Below are 19,380 nucleotides of genomic sequence, written 5' to 3'. Positions count from 1 at the left end.
CCGCCGTGGCCGCGGTGGTCGACGAAGCGCGGCGCTTGCAGATCCCGGTCGTCTTCGACCTCGACGATTTGATCTTCGAACCAGAAAGCATTCACCACGTCGACGGCATCAGTGGCTATACGCCGGAGCAAGTTGCCGAGTATCGGCGCGGCGTGTGCGGCTACCGCGAGATGCTGCTCGAAGCCGACGCCGTGACTTGTACGACGTCGTTCTTGCAACGCCGCGTTCAGCAATTGGGCAAACCGGCCTATGTGATCCCGAACACGATCAATGCCGCACAGCTTGAGACCGCCGCAACGCTGCCGGCGAGCAATCGCGACGGCGCCAAGATCCGCATCGGCTATTTCTCAGGCTCGGCCACGCACAACAAGGATTTCCTCGAAGCCGCGGGAGCCGTCGCCAAGGTGATGCGCGAGCGGCCGGAAGTCGAATTTCTGATCGTCGGTCCCTTGGTGTTGCCGGCAGAATTCAAGGAGTTGGAAAGCCGCGTAATCCGCAAGAGATTCATGCCTCCGCTGGACATGCTGCGCGAGCTGGCCGCGGTCGATATCAACATCGCGCCGTTGGAACTTGACAACCCTTTCACGGCCGGCAAAAGCGAACTAAAGATTTTCGAGGCGGCCCTGGTGGGCGTACCAACGGTTGTGTCGGCGACCGATAGTTACGGCAATTGCGTCACCCACGGCCGGGACGGCTTCGTCGCTGCCACACCCGCCGAATGGTTTGCCGCCCTCGATCGTTTGGTTTCGAATCGAAAGCTGCGCGAGGAGATCGGCCGCGCCGCGGCCGCGCGATTTGTGCCGGCGTTTTCGATCAATTCCTGCGCGGCGGGCATCGTCGACGTCTATCGCTCGATCGTGGCCACGGCCGATGATGGTCAGTGCGATCCCGAATGCCTCGACATTGCCTGGATCGTGCCGCAGCCGTCGGCCGGATCGGGCGGGCATCGTAATATTTACCGCGCGGCGAAGAAGCTGAGCGAATTTGGCCACCGGATCACGCTCTACCACACGGAAACCAACGACGACACGACCAAAGAGTTCGTCTGCCAGAACTTCTACGATCTGTCGAACGTCGAATTTCATCGTTATCGCGGCACCACGCTGCGGCACGATGCCTGTTTCGCCACGCATTGGTCGACCGCTTACTGCTTGCAGGCGAACCGGCACAAGATTCGTCATCCGTTCTACTTCGTGCAGGATTTCGAGCCCATGTTCTATCCGATGGGCTCGGAATACATCCTGGCCGAGAATACATATCGCCTCGGCTTCACGCATGTGACGAGCGGCCCTTGGCCCAAGAAAGTCCTGGAGCGCGAGTACAGCCAAGACGTTCACGAGTTCTATTTTCCGATAGACATGTCCGTCTATCGGCCGGGAGCTCGCGAGATTCGTCATCGGCGCGTGCTGTTCTTCGCACGGCCCGAATGGAACCGCCGCTGCTATGAACTGGGAATCGCGATGCTCGCGCAGTTCAAGCGGCGCAATCCGGACGTGGAGGTCGTGCTGTACGGTTCGTCGAAAATTCCCAGTGACAGCGTGCCGTTCGAGCACGTGAATATGAAGATGCTGCCAAGCCTGCAGGCACTGGCGGAGCTATATCGCAACGCTGACCTGGGCATTGTGTTCTCGACGACGAATCCCAGCCTGGTGCCGTACGAGATGATGGCGTGTGGCCTGGCCGTGGCCGACATCGGTCGCGACGCGGCAGCGGTCAACTACGGCGGCGAAGACAATATTTTCCTGCTCAACCCTTCGCCCGAGATCATGGCTCGCGAGGTTCAGCAGATCATGCGCGACGACGTCGAGCGTGCATGTCGTGCGCGGAATGGCACGGCCTACGTCAAAGGCTTTCCGGACGAGGAAGGGATGGCCCGCCGCATCGAGGAGATCGTGCTGGAGACGATTCGCAAGAGCCGCAAGCAAGAGAAGACGGCTCACGGCCACGATTCGCCCGCGTTTCGGCAGTTGGTCAGCGAAACGGCCGCCTAGCGGGCGTGCGTTTGTCGGGGGGAGTGGAAGTTATGAACATCCTGGTCACCGGCGGAGCCGGTTTCATCGGCAGTCATCTGATCGATGCGCTATTGGCGCTAGGACATCAGGTAGCGGTCGTCGACAATTTGTCGCTAGGGGATAAGCGGCAACTCGACCACCTTGCGGGCAATTCTCGCTTTGCGCTACACGTCGTCGACATTCTCGATCAATCGTCCTTTAGCAAAGTCATGGCCGACAGTGCGCCGGACTGTGTATTCCACCTAGCGGCCAATTCCGATATCGCCCGTAGCCACGACGATCCGGGCGTGGACTTCCATAACACGTTCGAGACAACTTACGCCGTGCTGTGCGCGATGCGCACCTGCGGTGTGAAACAGATCGTGTTTGCCTCGACCTCGGCCATCTATGGCGACGCGGCGTGCGCGCTCGACGAGAATCATGGTCCGCTGCTGCCGGTATCACACTACGGGGCAGGCAAGCTGGCCAGCGAGGCGTTTATCTCTAGCTTCGTGGCCAACTACGGCATGCAAGCCTGGATCGCGCGGTTCGCGAATATCGTCGGTGAACGGGCCACGCACGGAGCGCTATTCGATTTCATTAACCGGCTGCGTCGCGATCCGAGCGAGTTGCCGGTGCGCGGCAATGGTGAACAGGCCAAGCCCTACCTGTATGTAAAAGAACTGGTCGAGGCGCTGCTATTCATCTGGCAAAACGCCGACGAGCCCCTGAATGTGTTCAACGTGGGGGTCGATTCCCGTACCAGCGTGCAGCAAATCGTCCGCACGGTGATCGACGAGATGCGCGTTCAGCCTGAGGTGCATTACGAAAAGGGATCGACCGGCTGGATCGGCGACGTTGCACAAGTTCGCTATCGCGTTGACAAACTCGGGGCATTGGGATGGCACGCGCGACGCACGTCTGATCAGGCCGTGCAATGCGCCGTGCGAGCAATGCTGGAGACGTAAACATGAAGTTGGTCATTATCGCCGGTGGCAAAGGGACCAGGCTTGGCGCAGCCAACGTGCCGAAGCCGATGGTCAAGATCGCCGATCGAACGGTGCTGGAACATCAATTGGCCTTGGCCCGGCGCTACGGCATTCGTGATGTTTTCGTCCTGTCCGGACACTTGGCCAACGTGACCTTCGATCATTTGCAGGACGGCGCCACGCGCGGCATGCGGATCACGCATCTGGTCGAGCCCTATCCACTGGGCACCGCCGGCAGCCTGGCGCTGGTCAAACACTTGATCAGCGATCGGTTTCTGGTTTTCTACGGCGACGTGATGCTCGACATGGATCTGGGACGACTGATCGCCTTTGATCGCGAAGAGCATGCGCTGGCCACGCTGGTCGTCCATCCGAACGATCATCCGCAGGACAGCGACCTGGTCGAAATCGACGACAAAAATCGCATCCAGGCGTGGCATAAGAAGCCGCGCCCTGCCGGCGCATGTCATCGCAACCTGGTGAACGCCGGGGTGTATGTCTGCTCGCCCGAGATATTCCGCCACCTTCCGTTTGGCGAATCCGCGGATCTAGGCCGCGACGTGTTTCCCTCGATGCTTGCGCACGGGCTTCCCTTGGCGGCGTATTGCACAGCTGAGTTCGTTAAAGACATGGGGACGCCCGATCGACTGGGGGAGATTGACCTCGCGTGCCGAAGCGGCCGGATTGCGCGGATGAATTGGGCCAATCGCCGCAAGGCGGTATTCCTGGATCGCGACGGAGTGGTGTTGAACTTCGTCGACCATTTGTCGAACCCCGACGATGTAGAATTAGCGCCTGGCGCCGCTGAGGCAATTCGCCGGATCAACGACAGCGAGCATCTGGCTGTGCTGGTCACGAATCAGCCCATGCTGGCCAAAGGGATGCTGACCCGGCCGGGGCTCGAGCGCGTACATGCTCGCATGGAGACGTTGTTGGCCGCCGAGGGCGGTGCGTTTTTGGACAAGATTTACTACTGCCCACACCATCCCGAGCGCGGCTTCGACGGCGAAGTCTCGACGTTGAAGATGGATTGTGACTGCCGCAAGCCAAAGCCGGGCATGCTGCTGCAGGCTCAGCGCGAAATGAACATCGATCTGAACGGTTCGTGGATGGTCGGCGATCAGGAAAGCGATCTGCTGGCTGGCAAAAAAGCGGGCTGCCGCACCATCCAAGTCGACGCGCGTCGTGCAGCTTCCGGCAATACGGCGCGTGACCTGTTGTCGGCAGTGCAAATGGTCTTGGGCCGAAGTGCAGAAATTCCGCGAGGCAAAGTCGCATGATCATTTCACGTACACCGCTGCGTATCAGCTTTGCGGGCGGAGGCAGCGACTTCAAGGAGTTCTACGCCGAGCATGGCGGCGCCGTGCTGAGCGTGGCGATCCGCAAGTTCGTGTATCTGTCGTTGCACCCGATGTTCCACCGCGAGAAGATCTTTTTGAAGTATTCCGAGAGCGAATTGGTCGATTCCGTGTCTGCCATCCGCCATCGGATTATTCGCGAGATCTTCAGTCAATACGGCATCAATGGTGTTGATTTCAATTCGAGCGCCGACGTCCCCACAGGCACTGGCCTCGGAGGATCTTCGGCGTTTACGGTCGGCTTGATCAATTTGTGCAATGCTTACACAAACCAGATCATTTACCGGCGCGACATCGCCGAAGAAGCCTGCCACGTTGAAATCGATCGGCTGGGCTCGCCGATCGGCAAGCAGGATCAATACGCCGCGACGTTCGGCGGCATGAACTACTTTCGCTTTCGACCGGATGGGCATGTCGAGGTGCAGCCCATCTTTCTCGATGGCGTCACCCGGGCCCGATTGCAGTCGCGGCTGCGGATGTATTACCTGGGCGAGTCGCGATCAGCCAATAGCGTGCTCGTTGAGCAGCAGAAAAACCTGGCGGCGAATTCGCAAGTGATCGCGAACGTCAAACGCATGGTTAACCTGGCCGAAGAACTGCGCGGCGCCGTCAGCCACGGCAACGTCGACGCCGTCGGGCAGATCTTGCATGACGGCTGGATGTACAAGAAAGAAATGGCCCGCACGATCTGCAATGAACGGATCGACCACTACTACAACCTGGGGCTAGCCAACGGCGCGGTTGGCGGCAAGCTGCTGGGAGCGGGGCAGGGCGGTTTCTTGCTGTTCTACTCGCCCGAGTCGGAACACGAACGCCTGCGTCGCGCGCTGAGCGAACTGGATGAATGCGAAGTCGAATTCGACGATGCCGGCACGACAATTATTTACGACGATCGATCTCACATGCCGGAGCTGGCCAAAGTCGCCTAGCGCCCGCACGCTAAGCGAAACATCCGCTCGCCGGCGCGATCCCATTTCAAGGAAGATATCTCATGGCTCTGCCGAAGGATCCCACGCTCTACCCACCGTCGCGCTGGTCGCTGCACTCGGTTTACCAGCCGCTTGATTTTTCAGCGGCCTATCTCGAAACGTTGCGAGCCATGGAGAGCGATCCGCACGCGCCCGGGCATTCGGACGCGGGCATTCGCAACATGCTGTTCAGCCTGACGCTGTCGTTTAAACCCGATTCGATCCTGGAGTTGGGGACGCACATTGGGTCAGCGTCGGTCGTGATTGGCGAGGCGTTACGGCTGAATGATTTCGGCCACCTGTACACGGTCGAGCCGACCAACGAATGCCACGATAAGGCGACTGGCTACGTCAAGCGGGCGGGCCTCGAAAAGCAAGTCACTTGCATCAAGGGTTTCAGCTACGAGGAGCCGGTGCGGCAGCAGCTTGCGCAGGCGGCGCCGTTCGAAATTATTTACGTCGACGCCTGCCACGACTTCGACGCCGTATTCGGCGAGATCCAATATTTCACGAAGCTGCTGCGCGATGACGGGCTGATGATCTTTCACGATACATCACTGTACGCGCAATCGTACGACACGAAGAAGCAGGGAGGAGTGCGGCGGGCGATCGTCGAGGCCTGCGGCCGGGCTCCGGAACTGGTGCCGATCTTTTTTGAGTGGCCCTACTGGTTGAATAATTGTGGCGCCGCGATCGTCTGCAAGCAATCGATCGTCAATCGCGAGGCGTTCGCCGGGCGCGATGAGTTCGAGAACTTCGAAGCCGGGCATGCCGTCCATCATGTACATGGCAAGGGGCCCGCAGTGCTGCGCAGGGTTGCCAGGCGATTGCTCGGGCGCGGGGCGTAGCCGTGCGGGCGCGCGGTGATGGGGGGACGCGACCATGACGCAGTTCAACGACGGCATATCGGTGATCATCACCGCGCATGCCGAAGGCAACCTGGCGCACCGCGCGATTCGCAGTGTGCTGCGCGCTGCCGAAGTGGCCCAGGCGCAGGTGCCCGTTGAAGTGGTCGCAGTTCTCGATACACCGACCCCGGAGACTCAGGCTTATTTCGATAGTCACGCGTCCCAATTCGCGCAAATCCTCTGCGTCAACTTTCAGGATGAAGGTCAGGCGCGACAACACGCCATTGGACGCGCACATGGGCGGTATGTGACTTTACTGAACTCCGCGGATTTGATCTCGGGCAACTGGCTTCTGGCGGCATTCCAGCAGGCGCTCACGATCGACGATCGCCGCGCGGTATTTCACCCCGAGCTGTGCTTCCACTTTGGCAGGCAGCCTCGAATCTTCGAAAACGTTGGGTATGGCAACGCTGCAACCAGCGCTTCGAATCTGCTCGAATCCGACTGTTGGAGTGGGCACACCTTCGTCACTCGAGAATTCGCGTGTGAAGTGCCTTTCGCATCGTCAAAGTCCGGCGGCGGGTGGGGGCACACCGCCTGGCATTGGAATTGCGAAGCGATCGCCGCCGGAGGAACCCATCATGTGGTGCCAGGCACTGTAGATTTCGTTCGCGAGCAACTTGCCGCCACCCATGACGCACGTAGCGCCGACGCTCTGCTGCCGCCGACACGGCTCTTCGATCAGTGCGAGGTGAGCCAACCGCAATCGGCTAACGTCCTGAGGACGCCGCGGCAATCGATTCTTAATCAAATTGCGCGATCAGTGCGAACCAGTGTACGTGCTCAACTGCAAGACCGGCCCCGGCTGCGCGATATGGCTCGCCGTGTATCTTCGGCCCTTCAGGTGTTGAAGGACGCCCGGCAGGCGATCGCCGCGCCGGCTGGCCGCAGCGAGGCACTTCCAGAGTGGTTGGTCAACGAATGGCGCACGCTGCACGACATTGAACCGGCGCTACTTCCCACGTCGGATCACGGTGCGCAAATTCCGCGCGTGCGACCGTCGGCTTCGACGATTGCAGGCGTTTATTCGCAAGCGGCCGCAGCCTGGCAGAGGGATCGGACTCATGTTTTCTTACTACCGTGGTTGAAACGCGGCGGCTCGGACCTGGTCGTCCTGCACCAGATGCGTGCGTTGGCCGAGTTAGGTTGCGATCGTCAGTTGTGTGTCACGACCGAGGCGTGTGATTCTCCGTGGCTCGCGGAATTGCCTCCGCGGACCGACGTACTCGAACTCGGTAAGCTGGCTGCGCATCTACCGGACGAGGCTCAGTTGACCTTGCTCGCGCGATTGCTCGTGCAGCGCAGCCCCAGCCATGTGCATTGCATCAATTCGGCGCTCGGCCTGAAGCTGTTCGCCCGACACGGCAAGGCACTCAGTTCGGCGAGCCGGCTGTTCGCTTCGATGTGGTGCCCCGATTATTCGGTCGACGGTTACGCAGGGTACGCGTACGAATACCTGTTCGATATTTTTCCGCATCTGACGAACGTGTTCTGCGACCACTCGCGGTTTGTCGACGAGTTGGTTGAGAAATACGATTTCGACCGCGCGCGGTTTCAAGTGCTGGACTTCCCGACGCGCGTCACCGTCCGCCCGCGACGGTCCGAGAACGATGCTCGCCTGCACGTGCTGTGGGCCAGCCGACTCGATCGGCAAAAGCGTCCCGACGTGTTGTTAAAGGTCATCGAGGCTTGTCGCACGTTGCCTGTTCATTTCCACGTGTACGGTGCGCCGGCCTTAGAGGCGAATCGCTATTCCGCGCAGTTGCGGGCTTGTGTGAACGTCACCTATCACGGCGAGTACGACGGGTTTTCCTCGCTGCCTACCGAACGATTCGATGCGCTCCTCTATACGACCGCCTGGGATGGGCTGCCGAATGTGTTGCTGGAAGCGATGGGAGCTGGTCTAGCTTGCGTGGCTCCTGACGTTGGTGGTATTTCGGAGTTGATCTCGGCGCAGAATGGTTACCTCGTGGGCCGGACGGACGCCGTGGACGAATACGCGCGTGTGCTAGGCGAGCTATGCCAGAATCGTGAGCGCGTCGCAGAACTGCGCCGCTTGGGACCGGAGTACATCGCAGCGTATCGCAACTGGCCGCGATTCGTCGAACAAGTGCGCAGCAATTGCCACTACGCGCCGCCGACCGCCGCGATGGCTTGCGTTGCCGCCTAAGCGGAACGGATTTATGCAGCCGACATCTGACAATTTGGAAAGGCACGAAACGCCAGGCGTAGTCGTTAGTGCGTCGGTAAACGCAATCGAGTGCAGCCACAGAACAGTTGCGCTGCCGCTTGGCAATCACTGCACGTCAGAACATTCGTGGCCGGTGTTAGACGTTTCGCTCGTAACGTACAACTCGAGCGGCTGGTTGCCCAAGTTTTTTGAGAGCCTGCTGGCCCAGGGCTATCCGACGAACAGCATCCGCATCCTGGCGGTCGACAATGGTTCGCTCGATGGCACGTACGAGCAATTGCAATCGTTCGCCGAAGCCCATGGGGCTAGGTTCGCCGACGTGATTGTCGTGCAGCAATCGAATCGTGGCTTCGGCGCCGGGCATAACGTGAATCTGCGGTCGGCCGCGGCCCCTTATTTCCTGGTGACGAATGTGGACCTCGAGTTCGAGCACGATACGCTCACCCAACTCGTGGCCTCTGCCGTGACGAGTCCCGTCGATGTGGCGAGCTGGGAATGCCGGCAAAAGCCTTTCGAGCATCCAAAGTATTACAACCCTGTCACGCTCGAGACGGCTTGGTCATCGAGCGCGTGCGTCTTGTTGCGAACCGCGGCTCTCAAGCATGTCGGTGGCTACGACGAGAAGCTGTTCATGTACGGTGAAGATGTCGACCTGTCATACCGACTACGAGACCACGGGCACCGATTGCTCTATTGTCCTCGGGCCGTCTGCTGGCATTACGGCGCCACGCCCCATGAGCCGCGCGCGACCGAATTCCTGGGCATTTCACTGGCGAATCTACTTTTGCGATTGCGATTCGGGGGATGGCGCGAGCAAATAAGTATTCCGCTCGTTTACCTCACGCGGTGGTGGATCGTGCTGTACCGGCCTAGCTACGCTTGGGGGCTGTTCAAGCTTTTACCGCAGTTCGTGTGGCAGGCGCCGGCTTTCTGGCGCAGTCGCCAAACGTCGAAAACCAAATTCGCTTTCCGTGGCGTCGGTTATGAAATCAGCCGCGACCGCAGCGTGCCGGCCGCAGAAAAAACCTCGCGCACGACTTGGCCGCTCGTTTCAATCGTGATTCGCACCTACGCCGGCCGACTCGGCTTCTTGCGCGAAGCCGTGCAAAGTGTGAGCAATCAAACATATCCGCACATCGAGGTGATCGTCGTCGAGGACGGCGAAACTCGCTTTGCCGAGGAATTGCTACGCCAGTGTGCGTCGAAAACTTCGTTTGCAATCCACTACTTCACGATTCCCAAAGGGGGACGGTGCCGGGCGGGAAACGAGGGGCTGTCGCAAGCACGGGGCGAATACCTGGGTTTTCTGGATGATGACGATTACTTCTTTGCCGACCATGTCGAGACGCTCGTCGCGCAACTAGCAGCCACACTGAATTGCAGCGCCGCGTATTCGGCCGCCTGGGAAATCGCCACGGCGGTCCGATCGGTGGAACCGCTCGCGTACGAAGAAGTAACACGCCGCACGATTTACCGACAACCGTTCTACCGTGGGCTGCTATGGGAACGGAACTACATCCCGATTCAGTCGATCTTGTTCGATCGCCGATTGTACGAGCGTCACGGTGGCCTCGACGAATCACTCGAAATACTCGAAGACTGGAACCTGTGGACGCGATACTCGATCGACGCTGAGTTTGCGTTCGTCAATAAGACAACGTCCGGCTATCGTGTGCCGGCGAGCTCATCGGACCAGTTTGCGCGTACGAGAAAGTTCGCGACGTACTACCAGATCGCCAAGGAAAAGCAGGCGGCGATGCTCGCGCGAATGGACGAGCGAACCGCGGCGACTATCCGGAGCGAACAACGGGCGCACGCCGCACCGGTCAACTTTGTGCAGCGGGCCGTGAAATATCTGCGCGACCGCGGCCTGCGGGCGACGTTCGTGCGGGCAGCGCGCGAGATGGGATTGCGGCTGGGCTTTTGCTGAAGGTACATCTGCCAAAGCGAACGACATCGAAAAACGTGTTCTGAATTCTACCCGCGAGTAAGTGTGTCACACCGTTAGGGAATCGCGACCATGTTTAACCCGCTCGACTATCCTGTATCGCTCGCTTCTCCGCATCGGCTGGTTCACTCGGCCTGGATCGAGCATGTGCCCTTCGGTTTGGCCGTTGTCGAGATGACGAAGCCGAAGCTGCTCGTCGAGCTGGGCGTGCATTTGGGCGTTTCGTACTGTTCATTCTGCCAAGCCGTCGATCAATTAGGGCTCGACACGCGCGTCTACGGTGTTGATACGTGGGAGGGGGACGAGCATGCCGGCTTCATGGACCTCGCCGTGCTGAACGATTTGAAGCAGCATCACGATCCGCTTTACGCCCACTTTTCTTACCTGGTGCAAAGCAAATTCCGCGACGCCGTGAATCGTTTCGGTGACGGCACGATTGATTTGTTGCACATCGACGGCTTTCATTCGTACGAGGCTGTTAAGGAAGATTTCGACACCTGGCGACCCAAGATGAGCAACCGGGGCGTCGTGCTGATGCATGACATTCGCGCCCGACTGCCGGGCTTTGGCGTCTGGCAACTGTGGGACGAGATCGAGGCCAGCTATCCAACGTTCGCTTTCGATCATCAATACGGGCTGGGGGTCGTGGCCGTAGGGAACGAGATTCCCGATGAGCTGGCAGCATTTGTGAATGCTTCAGCGATCGAGCGCGGCCGAATCCGCCGCTACTTCTCGCAGGTGGGCGAGCGACTAACCAGCCGCCTGGAAAACCTTTGCCTAAAGCACAAGGTCACCGAACTCGAATCACGCGAGCTTTTCGCGCCCACGGTAGCTACGCCAGACGCTGCGTGATCGCATTGTCACGACTAACATCGCTATCTTCGATCCGTTTATGCGGATTTAGCCTCAGTGCATACCGAGGCGCATCTGCATGAGAACGCCTTTCGGAAGTCGGCGGCGCGGCCGCACTTTTGTATACTGACGGCGGTTTCTTTGATTGCCGCTAGCCAGGTGCCTTTTTTCGATGCACGATTCGATCCTGACGCTTAACGGCGGTTCGTCGAGTTTGAAGTTTGCCGTGTTCGCACCAGGCGTTCCGCCCACGCGAATATTTTCAGGACGCATCGAGCGCATCGGACAAGCTGGCAGCACGCTCGTCACGCGCGAGGCGGATGGGACGGCTGCCGATCCACAACCGGTTCAGGCCGGCGGCCTAGCCGCGGCCGCAAACTCGCTGTTTGACCTTCTCGACAAGCGAAGCGGGCTGGCAAATGTGCGTGGTGTCGGGCATCGCATCGTTCACGGCGGGGCGAACTTCACCGAATCGCAGCCGATCACCGCGACAATGCTCGACGAACTGCGCCGCCTGGCTCCGCTGGATCCCGAGCACTTGCCGGGCGAGATTGCACTGGTCGAGGCCTGCCAGCGACGATTGCCGAAGGTCCCGCAAATCGCCTGCTTCGATACGGCCTTTCACCGTGATCTGCCGCGCCAGGCGCGGCTACTGCCGATACCGCTCCACTACGAACAAGAGGGAATCCGCCGTTTCGGTTTCCACGGCCTGTCGTACACCTACCTGATGCAGGAATTGGCACGCCTGGCCGGGCCAAAGGTCGCTGCAGGGCGAATTGTACTAGCGCACTTGGGGAGCGGCGCGAGCATGGCCGCCGTGCAAAACGGCCGCTGCATCGATACGACGATGGCCTTTACGCCCACGGCGGGCCTGGTGATGGGAACGCGCACTGGCGATCTGGACCCGGGTGTAATGGTCCACTTGATGCGGCAAGGAATGAAAGCTGACGCGCTGGACGAACTTGTAAATCGGCGTTCGGGCCTGTTAGGCCTGTCCGAGACGAGCGCCGATGTGCGCGATCTGGTCGCAAAACGTGTGTCAGATCCGCGCGCTCGCGATGCCCTAACAATTTTTTGCTATCAAGCGCGAAAATGGATTGGCGCGCTCACGGCCGCCCTCGGCGGTATCGACGTGCTGGTATTTGCGGGCGGGATCGGCGAAAATTCGGTCGAGGTGCGTGCCGAGATTTGCCAATCGCTCGACCATCTTGGCATTCGACTCGATGCGCAGCGCAATGCCCACGCCCTGGGAATGATTTCTGCACAGAACGCATCGTGCCAGGTGTGGGTGATCCACACGGACGAAGAATCGATGATCTCGCGAGAGGTACAGCGGCTGGTCGCCGCAGATGACGGCGGCTGAAATGCGGCGGATCTCGCATCACTTTTCGGTAAAGGAACTACCAACTATGTCCTCCCCCTCGATCGAACAGACACCGCCGAGCCTTGCTAGCGCGAAGAAGCCCGTCGCACCTGCGAGCGGCACTTCCGCCGCTCGTTCGCTGACGCCCGATTTGCTGCGGCGCATCGACATGTATTGGCGGGCGGCGAATTATCTGTCGGTCGGGCAGATTTATCTCTATCAGAATCCGCTGCTCAAAGAGCCGCTCAAGCCCGAGCACGTGAAGCCGCGATTGCTCGGGCACTGGGGAACGACGCCGGGACAGAACTTTGTCTACGTCCATCTGAACCGGATTATCAAGGATCGCGATCTGGACATGCTTTACATTTCCGGCCCTGGGCATGGTGGGCCGGCGCTGGTGGCCAATACCTATCTCGAAGGGACCTATAGCGAGCTGTATTCACACATCACCCGTGACGAAGAGGGAATGCAAAAGTTATTCAAGCAGTTCTCCTTCCCCGGCGGAATTCCCAGCCACGTTGCGCCCGAGACACCGGGGTCGATCCACGAAGGGGGCGAGTTGGGCTACAGCCTGAGCCATGCCTTTGGAGCGGTGTTCGATAATCCGAACCTGGTCGTGGCCTGCGTCATCGGCGACGGCGAGGCCGAAACCGGCCCGCTGGCCACGGGCTGGCACGGCAACAAATTCTTGAACCCAATCAGCGACGGCGTTGTGCTGCCGATTCTGCACCTGAACGGCTACAAGATTTCGAATCCGACCGTGCTCGCGCGCATCGGCCGCGAAGAGCTCGAACAGCTCATGCGGGGCTACGGTTACGAGCCTTACTTCGTGGCCGGCGCCGACCCGACCAAGATGCACGAGCTAATGGCCGTGACGCTCGACAAGATCTTCGATGACATCGCCGCGATTCAGCATGCGGCGCGAACCAACTCAGATGCGACGCGCCCCCGCTGGCCGATGATAGTGCTCGAAACGCCCAAGGGATGGACTGGGCCGAAAGTGGTTGACGGTCTGCCTGTCGAGGGAACCTTCCGCGCGCACCAGGTCCCGCTTTCCAATCCGCGGAACAACCCACAGCACCTGCGACAACTCGAAGAGTGGATGCGCAGCTATCGGCCCAAGGAATTGTTCGATGACGCGGGGCGGTTGGTCGCCGAAGCGGCGGACCTTGCGCCGCAGGGCGAGCGCCGCATGGGTTCCAATCCGCACGCCAACGGCGGACTGCTGTTGAAAGATCTGACCCTCCCTGACTTCGAAACCTACGGCGTCAAGGTAACGGCGCCCGGCGCCGTTGACGCCGAAGATACGCACGTGCTGGGCGGTTTTCTGCGTGATGTAATCAAACAGAATGCCAGCATGCGGAACTTCCGCATTTTCGGGCCCGACGAAACGATGTCGAACCGGCTGGGGGACGTGTTTCAAGTCACCCAGCGGCAATGGGACGCCGAGACGATCCCCGGTGACGACCATTTGGCCCGCGATGGCCGCGTGGTGGAAATCCTCAGCGAGCATCAATGCGAAGGATGGCTCGAAGGTTATCTACTTACGGGCCGGCACGGCATCTTCAACTCGTACGAGGCGTTCATCCACATCATCGACTCGATGTTCAACCAACACGCGAAGTGGCTGAACGTCACAAATCACATTCCCTGGCGGCGGCCGATCGCGTCGCTGAATATCCTGCTGGCCTCGCACGTCTGGCGGCAAGACCATAACGGCTTCACGCACCAGGATCCCGGCTTCATCGACGTGGCGATGAACAAGAAGGCCGAAGTGGTGCGCGTCTATTTGCCGCCGGACGCGAATTGCCTGCTCTCGGTGGCGGATCACTGCTTGAAAAGCCGGCAATACGTGAACATCGTCGTGGCCGGCAAGCATCCCGCGCCGCAATGGCTGACGATGGATCAGGCGGTGAAGCATTGTACGGGCGGCGTCAGCATCTGGGATTTTGCCAGTAACGACGCTGGCGGCGATCCGGACCTGGTCATGGCCGCGGCCGGCGACGTGCCGACCTTGGAGACTCTCGCGGCAATCAAGCTGCTGCGCGAGCACGTGCCGGAATTGAAGATTCGCATGGTCAACGTCGTCGACCTGATGAAGCTGCAACCGTCGAGCGAGCATCCGCATGGGCTGTGCGACAAGGACTTCGATTCCTTTTTCACGCGCGACAAGCCGGTGATCTTTGCCTATCACGGTTATCCGTGGTTGATTCACCGGCTAACATACCGCCGCACGAACCACGACAACATGCACGTTCGTGGCTACAAGGAAGAAGGCACCATTACCACGCCATTTGACATGACGGTGCTGAATGAGCTGGACCGCTTTCACCTGGTGATGGATGCGATCGATCGCCTGCCGCGACTGGGCGACAAGGGCGCCTACGTCAAGCAATTCTGCCGCGACAAACTGATCGACCACAAGCACTACATCCGCACGTACGGCGAAGACATGCCAGAAATCCGCAACTGGCGGTGGGCGTAGTCCTTATTGCGTGCTGAGGTGCTGGTCCGACGTAAACTATTCCCAACGCAGCCGCTTGAAGACTGGCGGGTGGTTGGCCGGATTCTGGCCTTGTAGGATGAAGTACTCGACATGCTCCCAATCCGGCAGCGCGATTTCTTGCGGGTTTTTGAATTGCTCGCGCGTCATGCGAATTGTGCGCCAGCGTGAATCGGCCGGCTGAGGTTCCGGGCCTTTGGCTTCGTCAGCGAGGCCGGGCAAAATCTCGGCGCTATATTCCTGTGAATATTCGCCGGGCAACCGATGCTTTAACCGGACGGTCAGCTTTTCGGGCAGCGCCTCGGTCAGGCAATCGATCGAGATCGCCGTCACTCGCTGAACGCGAAACTGCGGGTCGCCGATTTTACGCGTGCCGAAGTAGAACGACATCGGCCGGTTGTGCGGAAACATTGTGCGGTCGAGTGTGAAGCCGCGTTCGTCGCCCGTGCCGCGCCACGGCTCGAAGAACGCCGTATCCCCTTGGTTGGGATCGGTGTAAGCCGGCACCCAATTCCAATCGGTCGACGTTTCCATATCGTCGATCATCGTTGATCGCGTCAGCGTCGGTCGCATGCCGACAAGATCGGCGACCGGACGCGCGATCGATCGCGCGCTTTGCCGGATGCCTGATTCGTACGTGACGTTGGCAAACGCGTACAGGACATCATCCGCCGCGACAAAAGGGGCGGCCGCAACAAAGGCCTCGCCGTCGCGACGCACCGGCGCGGCCGTTCGCCAGAACCGCGACATGGGCCAGTTGTTCGACAACGAGTAAAAGATGTCGGCTTGAACGATTCGCGCTGTGCCTGGCTGTGTGACGCGAAGTTGTGGAACTCCGTCGACGGCGTCGGCGAATTCAATCGCCGGTGAACTGGGCCAAACGGGCAGTTTGCCACGCAAATGAACGTCCATCCACAATGGCAGCGAGCGCGCTTCGGCCGGCTCGATGTGGTGATCGTAGTTCGGCGTGAAAACCTGTCGGCGGATGGGCGAGGCCAGCAGATCGAGCGAGCGATAGCCCAGGTCCATCTTGCCATGAAAATCATCCGTCGCGCTCATGAACAGTAGCGGACATTTGATGCGCGGCGCGTGTGTTTCGGGCGCGATCAGCAGTCGCCACAGGCGGTTATCTTCCGTGACCTGCGGCTCGGGCTCGGGCGGGTAATTCGTGTACGATTCCCAGCCATTGCCATAGATCGGTACCGCGACCTTTACCCGCGAGTCGACGCCGGCCACGATCCAGGTCAGCGTGCCCCCCATGGAAATGCCGAAGATGCCGAGCCGCTCGCGATCAACTTCTGGCTGTGCTTCGAGCAGCGACAACCCACGCCGCGCGACGAGTGCCCAGTGATACCAGGGATTGTGTCGGGGCGTCGGCGACATCGATCGTCCGCCCGAGACCTGCATCATGTTGGCCTGCACCTTGCCCCAGCGCGTGAAATGCTCGCGGCGGTACTGCGGACCAAGGTTGGGCAGGTTCGTGTCACCGCAAAAGTCGAAGCTTAGGCAGGTGTAGCCGCGGCGAGCCCAGAACCGGGCCCAATCGAGATTCGCCGTCTGACCACCGCCGTGAATATGCAAGATGCCCGGCACTTGACCATCGACCTTTTGCGGATGGCCGAGATAGCCGAAGACTCGCACTTTTTCGCCGTCGAATACTTCGCCCGTGAAATAGATGGTCTCGAGGCGAATGCCCTCTTCGTCCCAGGACTTGATCGTTTCGACTTCAAAGGGCAACTCGCCCGGGTCGAAGCCGGCCCACAGTTCGTCGATCGAGTTGAATTTGGTCGTCGCCGAATCGTCAGCACCGCACGTCGATCCGACCGCAATGACCGCGACCAAGAGCGCGTGGCGAATCATTCGAACACCACCATGGCGTGCATGCCGAGGTCGTTGACAATCACTTCCAGACCGTCGTCGGTCTTGGCGATTGGTAAATCGATCGAACCCGGCTCGAGCGTGGCCCGCGTCATACCGGGCTGGCGGCAGCGGACGCGGATGCCTGAGAGTGGAATCACCTCCTCGCGCACCGGCCAGGTACCGCGCAGTTCGGACTGATTCGGAAAGCCCCATTGCTTGTTCAGTTCTTCGGGGAGCGGCGCGAGCTTTTGATAGATCGAGTGCATGCCCCAACTACTTCCCTGGTTGAGCAGATGGACGATTGTGCGTTTCTTGTCCGCCTGCTGACGATAGGTCGCAGTGAGGATCAGCGGACCATCGACCTCGATTGGCGGGCGGTCATCGCGTGCCACCCAGCGTGCCGCCGCGGCCAGCATTTGCCGCATGTATGCGTCCGGATAGAAGAACATTCCCTTGTCGATCGAGGCGGGGAAATAAACGACCCGGCCGCGGCCAAACTCCGAGGTGATGATCGCCGGATGAGGCTCCTTGGCACGCTCCGCCGGAAGGTTCACGCGATACGTGGCCAGAACCTGACCGCCGTCCGTCGGTTTCACGTCGGCGGCGCTCGCGATCAGGGCCAGCGTCCCTTGCTCGGGCGGATGGCCGGGATTCAGCCAGGCTGTGTTCTGCTTCGATTTGATGAGCGGATCGTTCACGATCGGATGATCCGCTGCGAGCGACAGATACAAGTTCTCGGTCCGCTGGCTAACGGTATCTGTCGATTGATATTGCGCGCGAAATAGATCGGCCAGAGCGAAATCGGATCGCTTTTGATAGTTCTCGTCGTACAGCGAGGTTTCGAACGTGGCGATCAATCCGCCGCCGGCGGCGACGAAGCGGCGCACGACTTCGGCGGCACGCGGCGACATGCAGGCGACGTTCGGCAGCACCAGTACGCGAATGCCCTGCAGGTCCGCATCCTCCAGATCGTGCTCGGTCAGCACGCGGGTGGGAATGTGCTTTTCCATGAACGAGCGGAACGCGCCCAACGTGTGTGAAAAGTAAACGGGCAGTGCTCCTTGCGCGTACAGCGTGCGCGTTTGCTCCGAGGCGACGATGCCCAGCCACGGTATTGCGCGCGAGTGCGTAAACCACTCGTCGCGGGCTTTCATATTCTCCAGATGCAGCTTGTAGTATTCTTCGCGCCCCGTGGATTCGACGAATTCGGGATACACGCCCCAGGGCGTTCCTTCCAGGCCGCGTAGTTGAATCTCGACGCGCGAGGAAATGCCCGAGATGCCATGGGCCGAGGGTTGAATCCAGCATGCGGCGCCGCGCTCGTGAGTGATTCCTTGCATGAACGCGTAGACGAATTGCTGATACAGCGGATCGCCCGGCACATCCCAGTACAACTCGACCGAGGAAATATCGACGGCGCTTGTGTAATCGATCGGGTACTCTCCCATGTACATGTCGGGAAAGTACCACGTGCGATTCGCCGAATGGTTCACATAGATGATCGAGTCGAGGTTCGCTGCACGAATCGCCTCGCGCATGCGGTCGGCGAAATCAACAAAGTAGGCGTTGTGCCAGTCGAGATACTGCTTGGCGACCGGATCATGGACCGGATCGAAACGGGTAGGAATCTCTTTTCCGCTCGAGAAATCGCGAAATGCTTTCTTCGTGGCCTCGTCGTAAGTATGCAGGTGAACCGGGGCGTAGCCGTCGAACCAATATCCATCGACGTGGAACTCGCGCGTGACATATTCGAGTTGCTTGAGCAGCCAGTCGGCATAGCCGCTGCGAATATTGACAAAGTTCGGAACTGCGTCAGGCTGTCCATCAGCTTTGAAGCGCAGCCAATCGGGATGTGCCTTGGCGAAGATGTCATTGCCTGACGGAACCTGCACCGGTCCCATGTAGAACACCGCTTTCGCGCCGGCGGCGTGACAACGCTCGACGTGCGTGCGCATGTATTGCTCGGCCTCTTTGACCCGTTCAGCCGGATAGAGATCGGCCGTGGGGCCGACGATGTCCCAGCGTCCTAGCACGTTTAGCGTGACGACGTTGTAGCCGGCTTTTACGAACTCGTCGGCCATTCGCAAATCGCCTGGCAAATGGCCGACGCGCTTGTGCGTTTCGACCCATTCGGGAATCGGCCGCAGAGGTTTTGCCGTGGCTACCGATCGCGGTGGCAAGCCGGCCGTGTCGGGATTCGCGATTGGCTCACCGGCTGACACTATAAGGCCAGGGCCTATGGCGAACGCAAACAATAGGATCAACGAGGAACGCTGACCGCAGAGTGCGGCGGGAGGAAGTTGGCGCATGAGAAGAATCCGTCAGGGCGATTGATAGGCAAGACAATCGCCTCCGATCATGCGCGCTGAATTGGCCCTGAGCAAGCGTTTGTCGCACGCGGGGGTGCGGGAAATCGCGACATGGGAAAAGAGTATCGGCAGATTACACA

12 protein-coding genes are annotated in these 19,380 nt (G+C 59.8%); 10 read left to right on the top strand and 2 right to left on the bottom strand.

Annotated elements, in window-relative coordinates; all coding sequences use genetic code 11:
• The 10 genes from VGN12_16155 to VGN12_16110 all read left to right on the top strand — a co-directional run.
• On the top strand, positions 1-1,991 hold a 1,991-nt coding region (locus tag VGN12_16155), incomplete at its 5' end, for a glycosyltransferase (protein ID HEY4310985.1).
• A 32-nt stretch (positions 1,992-2,023) separates the two neighbouring features.
• Complete coding sequence (locus VGN12_16150; GenBank protein HEY4310984.1) at positions 2,024-2,959, top strand: NAD-dependent epimerase/dehydratase family protein; 936 nt, start codon at positions 2,024-2,026, stop codon at positions 2,957-2,959.
• A 2-nt stretch (positions 2,960-2,961) separates the two neighbouring features.
• The gene (locus tag VGN12_16145) at positions 2,962-4,260 is read left to right on the top strand and encodes an HAD-IIIA family hydrolase (protein ID HEY4310983.1); all 1,299 of its coding nucleotides are present in this window, start codon (positions 2,962-2,964) and stop codon (positions 4,258-4,260) included.
• Complete coding sequence (locus tag VGN12_16140) at positions 4,257-5,267, top strand: GHMP kinase (GenBank protein HEY4310982.1); 1,011 nt, start codon at positions 4,257-4,259, stop codon at positions 5,265-5,267. Before VGN12_16145 ends, VGN12_16140 begins: the two co-directional genes overlap by 4 nt.
• Before the next feature lie 62 nt (positions 5,268-5,329).
• Positions 5,330-6,154, top strand: a complete 825-nt coding sequence (locus tag VGN12_16135; protein HEY4310981.1) for a class I SAM-dependent methyltransferase — start codon at positions 5,330-5,332, stop codon at positions 6,152-6,154.
• A 34-nt stretch (positions 6,155-6,188) separates the two neighbouring features.
• Positions 6,189-8,384 carry a glycosyltransferase gene (locus VGN12_16130; GenBank protein ID HEY4310980.1) on the top strand — a complete coding sequence of 732 codons (2,196 nt, stop codon included), beginning with the start codon at positions 6,189-6,191 and terminating at the stop codon, positions 8,382-8,384.
• A 13-nt stretch (positions 8,385-8,397) separates the two neighbouring features.
• On the top strand, positions 8,398-10,335 hold the full coding sequence (locus VGN12_16125) for a glycosyltransferase family 2 protein (protein ID HEY4310979.1): 1,938 nt from the start codon (positions 8,398-8,400) through the stop codon (positions 10,333-10,335).
• Between the two features lie 90 nt (positions 10,336-10,425).
• Positions 10,426-11,205: a class I SAM-dependent methyltransferase gene (locus VGN12_16120; protein HEY4310978.1), complete on the top strand. Its 780-nt coding sequence runs from the start codon at positions 10,426-10,428 to the stop codon at positions 11,203-11,205.
• Positions 11,206-11,377: 172 nt separating this feature from the next.
• Entirely contained in the window at positions 11,378-12,568 is a 1,191-nt protein-coding gene (locus VGN12_16115; protein ID HEY4310977.1) for an acetate/propionate family kinase, read from the top strand.
• A gap of 46 nt (positions 12,569-12,614) precedes the next feature.
• Positions 12,615-15,053, top strand: a complete 2,439-nt coding sequence (locus VGN12_16110; protein HEY4310976.1) for a phosphoketolase family protein — start codon at positions 12,615-12,617, stop codon at positions 15,051-15,053.
• Between the two features lie 36 nt (positions 15,054-15,089).
• On the opposite strand, the gene VGN12_16105 is transcribed toward VGN12_16110, so the two are convergent.
• Positions 15,090-16,931, bottom strand: a complete 1,842-nt coding sequence (locus tag VGN12_16105) for a dienelactone hydrolase family protein (protein ID HEY4310975.1) — start codon at positions 16,929-16,931, stop codon at positions 15,090-15,092.
• On the bottom strand, positions 16,928-19,240 hold the full coding sequence (locus tag VGN12_16100) for an alpha-amylase family protein (protein ID HEY4310974.1): 2,313 nt from the start codon (positions 19,238-19,240) through the stop codon (positions 16,928-16,930). The genes VGN12_16105 and VGN12_16100 overlap by 4 nt, the downstream gene beginning before the upstream one ends.
• Positions 19,241-19,380 lie beyond the last annotated feature (140 nt).

It is taken from the genome of Pirellulales bacterium (assembly GCA_036499395.1).
GTDB lineage: Bacteria > Planctomycetota > Planctomycetia > Pirellulales > JACPPG01 > JACPPG01.
The sequence above is the reverse complement of the archived record's forward strand: the minus strand, read 5'-3'. Positions and strand labels throughout refer to the sequence as shown.

Excerpts from the sequence above, each read along its gene's own strand:
- VGN12_16150 (HEY4310984.1), top strand. The coding sequence starts at position 2,024 with ATGAACATCCTGGTCACCGGCGGAGCCGGTTTCATCGGCAGTCATCTG.
- VGN12_16145 (HEY4310983.1), top strand. The coding sequence starts at position 2,962 with ATGAAGTTGGTCATTATCGCCGGTGGCAAAGGGACCAGGCTTGGCGCA.
- VGN12_16140 (HEY4310982.1), top strand. The coding sequence starts at position 4,257 with ATGATCATTTCACGTACACCGCTGCGTATCAGCTTTGCGGGCGGAGGC.
- VGN12_16135 (HEY4310981.1), top strand. The coding sequence starts at position 5,330 with ATGGCTCTGCCGAAGGATCCCACGCTCTACCCACCGTCGCGCTGGTCG.
- VGN12_16130 (HEY4310980.1), top strand. The coding sequence starts at position 6,189 with ATGACGCAGTTCAACGACGGCATATCGGTGATCATCACCGCGCATGCC.
- VGN12_16125 (HEY4310979.1), top strand. The coding sequence starts at position 8,398 with ATGCAGCCGACATCTGACAATTTGGAAAGGCACGAAACGCCAGGCGTA.
- VGN12_16120 (HEY4310978.1), top strand. The coding sequence starts at position 10,426 with ATGTTTAACCCGCTCGACTATCCTGTATCGCTCGCTTCTCCGCATCGG.
- VGN12_16115 (HEY4310977.1), top strand. The coding sequence starts at position 11,378 with ATGCACGATTCGATCCTGACGCTTAACGGCGGTTCGTCGAGTTTGAAG.
- VGN12_16110 (HEY4310976.1), top strand. The coding sequence starts at position 12,615 with ATGTCCTCCCCCTCGATCGAACAGACACCGCCGAGCCTTGCTAGCGCG.
- VGN12_16105 (HEY4310975.1), bottom strand. The coding sequence starts at position 16,931 with ATGATTCGCCACGCGCTCTTGGTCGCGGTCATTGCGGTCGGATCGACG.
- VGN12_16100 (HEY4310974.1), bottom strand. The coding sequence starts at position 19,240 with ATGCGCCAACTTCCTCCCGCCGCACTCTGCGGTCAGCGTTCCTCGTTG.